This is a genomic window from Haladaptatus ordinarius (assembly GCF_054177595.1).
The window spans coordinates 1-1,343 of record NZ_JBPEHH010000259.1; the positions used below are offsets into that span (position 1 = coordinate 1).

At 51.4% G+C, this 1,343-nt stretch carries 3 protein-coding genes; 1 reads left to right on the top strand and 2 read right to left on the bottom strand.

Features of this window, described 5'->3' with window-relative positions; translation table 11 throughout:
- Positions 1 to 85: 85 nt before the first annotated feature.
- Both ACR3FF_RS27035 and ACR3FF_RS27040 read right to left on the bottom strand, forming a co-directional pair.
- Complete coding sequence (locus ACR3FF_RS27035; RefSeq protein WP_458191177.1) at positions 86 to 307, bottom strand: hypothetical protein; 222 nt, start codon at positions 305 to 307, stop codon at positions 86 to 88.
- Positions 308 to 310: 3 nt separating this feature from the next.
- Positions 311 to 838: a DUF7342 family protein gene (locus tag ACR3FF_RS27040; RefSeq protein ID WP_458191179.1), complete on the bottom strand. Its 528-nt coding sequence runs from the start codon at positions 836 to 838 to the stop codon at positions 311 to 313.
- 368 nt (positions 839 to 1,206) lie between these two features.
- Between ACR3FF_RS27040 and ACR3FF_RS27045 the strand changes: the two genes are divergently transcribed.
- Positions 1,207 to 1,302, top strand: a complete 96-nt coding sequence (locus ACR3FF_RS27045; protein WP_458191181.1) for a zinc ribbon domain-containing protein — start codon at positions 1,207 to 1,209, stop codon at positions 1,300 to 1,302.
- Positions 1,303 to 1,343: the final 41 nt, after the last annotated feature.

Consider the following 1,343-nt stretch of genomic DNA (forward strand, 5'->3'; position numbering starts at 1 on the left):
ACTCTAAACAGTCCTCTTTGTCAGGCAGAAAGACCTCGTTGACACTCTCTCTGCTGACCATGCTGGGGAAGGCTACGAACTCCAGTCATGAAAAAGTATTCACCGCTACAGATGAGCGTACACAGATTTCAAGCCCGACCTGACGAATATCGGTGGGGAAATACTGGCGATCAAACCACATCACTATCGAGTCCGGTCGTTCGTGCGGGAAGACTGATACAGACTCAACCAAAGAGAGCGTGCCAAACCGTCGAGCAACATGCCGTGACAGCGTCTCGTCGAGTGTTTTCTCGGAGTCGTCGCTCATCGATTATGCGGAAGCCTGCGTGGCGCCGTCGTGGTTCTGCCGTGCCTGTTCGAGTTCCTCGATTCGACGCCGAACCGTTCGCCACTCTTGTAGCTCCATCCAAATATCCTCTACATCGTCATAGTCTGCGTGATCAAGCGCATCGACGTGATCTGGCCCCTCGGCGTCGTACTGTTCACGGTAACGCCGCTCTTTCGCAGTCAGCTTCTTCAATCGCTGTTCGAGTTCCTCCATCGGAAGGCCGCGCAACCGGTGAATCCGCCGCCATCGGAAGTAGTCCTCATCTCGGACGAATTCATCCGGGGACTCGTTGACCTGGGTTAGCATCCCAATCTCAGTGAACCACTGGAGATAGTCCCTGGCAGTTTCCTTCGAAACATCTGCTCTGTCGGCGATGACAGCAACCCGTGTCGGATCGTACAGCTGCAGTGCCGTGATGTACACTCTATCTCGTGTCGATTCGCCCTCCCACGTTTCCGTCCACTCGTCAGCAAGACTTGGAGGGGTGTTCGGTCGCTCGTCTGGATCCATAGCGTAGCCTTCGATTTGCCGCACTATATATTTTGTTACCGCTTAAAATATTGGGTTAGCGGTGGAGACGGTCGAGTACCGATGTTACGGAGACGAAGGAGACAATGTCTCACATTCACAAACGTATTACTAATGCATATTTTTCTCATTTCTGCTAGATGCAAATATTTAAGCTAGTTTTCGTGCGTTATTGAAGTGATCCGTTGCACAAGACGCGGAACGAATCTACAAGCCGCTACACCATGCAATTGATCCACTTATATGGGTGGTAGAGCTCTAAGACGTTAATCCGTTTTGCGGTGTCTGTACTAGCAAGTATGGGGTTACTTGAGCTTCTTCGTTGAGCAGGGAGAAGCGATGAGAGTACCCTGTACGAGTGTCGAGATTGTGGGATGTGTGTCTTCCCAGAAAGGGATAAGTGTCCGAACTGTGGTTCTACTGAAATAGCCTGCTACGAATTCTGATACGCCGTACATCGCACTCCCAGCATCAGTCGAAGCGCAAG

Coding starts and splice junctions, on each gene's coding strand:
- ACR3FF_RS27040 (WP_458191179.1), bottom strand. CDS start 838: ATGGATCCAGACGAGCGACCGAACACCCCTCCAAGTCTTGCTGACGAG.
- ACR3FF_RS27035 (WP_458191177.1), bottom strand. CDS start 307: ATGAGCGACGACTCCGAGAAAACACTCGACGAGACGCTGTCACGGCAT.